We start from the raw sequence: 2,979 nt of genomic DNA, 5'->3' as shown, positions 1-2,979 counted from the left end.
GGCATTTGCTGATTGTTGGTGGCGATCAGGGTACTGTCGGGGCAGCACGCCTCGCTGCCGAGGCAGCGCTGCGCAGTGGTGCCGGCCTCGTCAGTGTGGCGACACGGGAAGCAAGTTGCGCGAGCATAATTGCAGGGCGTCCCGAGATCATGGCGCAGCCAATCGAAGAGCCACAGGCATTGCGGGGTTTGCTCAAGCGCGCTGATGCAGTCGTGGTGGGGCCGGGCCTCGGTCAGCAGAAATGGGGTCAATCACTGTTTGATTCCCTCTCTGAAATGGAACTGCCTGTGCTGGTCGATGCCGATGGACTCAACCTGCTGGCAAAACAACCAGACAGGAGTGACAAGCGGATATTGACGCCACACCCCGGCGAGGCGGCACGACTGCTCGATTGCTCAACAGCTGATATAGCCAGTGACAGGATTGCTGCGGCTGAGGAGATTCAGAAACGCTATGGTGGCGTGGTTGTTCTCAAGGGAGCAGGTAGCGTGATCTGCGATGGCTTAGGTCGGCCACCGGCAATCTGCAGTGACGGCAATCCGGGTATGGCGACGGCTGGTATGGGCGATCTGCTCAGTGGTGTGATCGGTTCCCTGCTTGTACAGGGATATGATGTGGCAATTGCGGCAGAAATGGGCGTTTGCCTGCATGCGGCGGCCGGTGACCTGGCTGCACGTGATGGTATGCGCGGCATGATCGCATCTGATCTGTTGCCTGCACTGCGTTCGTTGTTGGAGGCGTGATGCAGATACGACTCGATTCAGAACAGCAACAGCAGGAATTCGGTGCACAACTCGGTGCACTGTTGCCAACTGTCGCCGAACAGGGCTTTGTCATCTACCTGCAGGGTGATCTGGGCGCGGGCAAAACAACGCTGGTGCGCGGTATGCTGCGTGGCCTTGGCTGGCAGAAGGCGGTCAAGAGTCCTACCTATACGATCATGGAGCCTTACGAACTGGATATTATCAGTCTCTACCATTTCGATCTCTATCGTCTCGCCGACCCCGAAGAGCTCGACTACCTCGGACTTCGCGACATGATTGGCCACGGCGTACTGGTATTCGAATGGCCGGAAAGGGGGGCATCGGGTTTGCCTCCGGCCGATTTGCTGATAGAAATCGCTCATCGTCAACAGGGGCGCGAGTTGAACCTGTTGAGTTGCAGTGCTTCAGGGCGCTCCCTGTTGCAACAAATGTAGAGGTTAAAACCCTTCTCTTTTATAAACTATTTCTTAAAAAAGGTGTCTATCCCTAGGAAATCATTGGAGAAAGCATTGTTTTATGCTATTTTTTAATTATTAAAGGGTCGAGGAGGGTTATTGTGTTTGCGCGTCTGCTGATTTCCCTGGCATTGCTCACTAGCTGCTTTGTCTCTGCTCCGTTGTTTGCGGGTGAGCAGATCAAGGGTGTGCGCAGCTGGAGTGCACCGGAGCGCACGCGCCTGGTTTTTGACACGACAGGGCAGGTCGAACACAGGATCTTCACTCTCGATAATCCTGGCCGGATTGTCATCGATATCAAAAACTGCCGCCTCACAGATAATTCTCCTGCACTGATTGAAAACCGTTTCGTCAAGGCGATGCGCAGTGGTGTTCGTGATAAAAGTGGTATTCGCCTGGTTCTTGATCTCAAGGAGAACGCCACGGCTAAAAGTTTCCAGCTCAAGCCGAACGGTTCCTACGGCCACCGCCTGGTTGTAGATCTTTATGAAAAGAAACCGGTCAGCGCAGAAACAGGTGTTGACGAGGCTCTTGCGCGTCTCGCAAAAGCCGAGCAGGCATCAAAAGCAGCGGTAGCTGCAAAAACCAAAAAAGCTGTTACAACTGAAAAAGTTGCAACAATCCCGGCTGAGCCTCCCAAGCCTGCCCGGGACCTGGTGATTGCGATTGATGCCGGACACGGTGGTGAAGATCCGGGCGCACGCGGTAAACGCGGCACGCGTGAGAAAGATGTTGTGCTCTCGATTTCGAAAAAACTCAAGGCGCTGGTTGATGCGGAGCCCGGCATGAAGGGCGTGCTGGTACGCAAGGGTGATTACTATATCCCGCTACGCAAACGCATGGTGATTGCACGCAAGCAAAAAGCTGACTTCTTTGTCTCCATCCATGCGGATGCTTTCAAGGACTCTCGTGCCCACGGGGCATCGGTCTACGTCTTGTCCAAGAGCGGTGCTTCGAGCGAGGCGGCAAAGTGGCTCGCAGTGAAGGAGAACTCCTCCGACCTGGTCGGTGGGGTGAGCCTCGATGACAAGGACAATGTCCTTGCTTCAGTATTGCTGGATCTATCTCAGTCGGCATCCATGCAGGTCAGTCACGATGTGGCCGGTAAAACGCTCGGAAACCTGCGCAAACTGGGCCCGACACACTCACGCAAGGTACAGAAAGCTCGCTTCGTCGTACTGAAGTCGCCCGACATCCCCTCGATGCTCGTTGAAACAGCCTTTATCTCCAACCCCGGGGAAGAGAAAAAACTACGCAAGGCGAGTTACCAGAAGAAGCTTGCTGAGGCGATTCTAGGAGGCATTCGCACCTATTTTCACAAGTCACCTCCACCTGATACCTGGCTTGCACGTCGTAACGAACCGGTAAAAAGCGACAAGTATGTCATCGCACCGGGCGATACACTGTCGGAGATCGCGGTCAAATACAGCGTCAGGACTTCCGCGCTGCGTAGCATTAACAATATCAATGGCGACCGCATCCGTATCGGACAGGTGTTGAAGATTCCTGCCGAGGGATAATTCAGCAGCCAGCAGCCAGCAGCCAGCAGCCAGCAGCCAGCAGCCAGCAGCCAGCAGCCAGCAGCCAGCAGCCAGCAACCAGCAACCAGCAACCAGCAACCAGCAACCAGCAACCAGCATGTAGCGACTCTGTGGTAGAGTGATACCCTATTGAAAATCGCACTTCTACCAACCGATTTAACGTGAGTAACTCATGCCGGCGCGTCCACGCCCTTCCTTCAGTTCTCATCAACCAGATTG

3 protein-coding genes and 1 pseudogene are annotated in these 2,979 nt (G+C 54.8%); 3 read left to right on the top strand and 1 reads right to left on the bottom strand.

Features of this window, described 5'->3' with window-relative positions; all coding sequences use genetic code 11:
• The 3 genes from BOW51_RS09110 to BOW51_RS09100 form a co-directional block, all read left to right on the top strand.
• The coding region (locus BOW51_RS09110; RefSeq protein ID WP_135568202.1) for an NAD(P)H-hydrate dehydratase at positions 1-743 on the top strand (743 nt) is incomplete at its 5' end.
• The gene (tsaE, locus tag BOW51_RS09105; protein WP_174564746.1) at positions 743-1,198 is read left to right on the top strand and encodes a tRNA (adenosine(37)-N6)-threonylcarbamoyltransferase complex ATPase subunit type 1 TsaE; all 456 of its coding nucleotides are present in this window, start codon (positions 743-745) and stop codon (positions 1,196-1,198) included. The genes BOW51_RS09110 and tsaE, both read left to right, overlap by 1 nt.
• 122 nt (positions 1,199-1,320) lie before the next feature.
• Positions 1,321-2,739, top strand: a complete 1,419-nt coding sequence (locus BOW51_RS09100) for an N-acetylmuramoyl-L-alanine amidase (protein ID WP_245828654.1) — start codon at positions 1,321-1,323, stop codon at positions 2,737-2,739.
• Between the two features lies 1 nt (position 2,740).
• Here the strand turns inward: BOW51_RS09100 and BOW51_RS11440 are convergent.
• Positions 2,741-2,979 (bottom strand): annotated as a pseudogene (locus tag BOW51_RS11440) (hypothetical protein); the annotation flags it as partial.

The organism is Solemya elarraichensis gill symbiont, assembly GCF_002021095.1.
GTDB lineage: Bacteria > Pseudomonadota > Gammaproteobacteria > Chromatiales > Chromatiaceae.
The sequence above is the reverse complement of the archived record's forward strand: the minus strand, read 5'-3'. Positions and strand labels throughout refer to the sequence as shown.

Bases quoted from the DNA above. Each gene is read 5' to 3' on its own strand.
- tsaE (WP_174564746.1), top strand. From the start codon at position 743: ATGCAGATACGACTCGATTCAGAACAGCAACAGCAGGAATTCGGTGCA.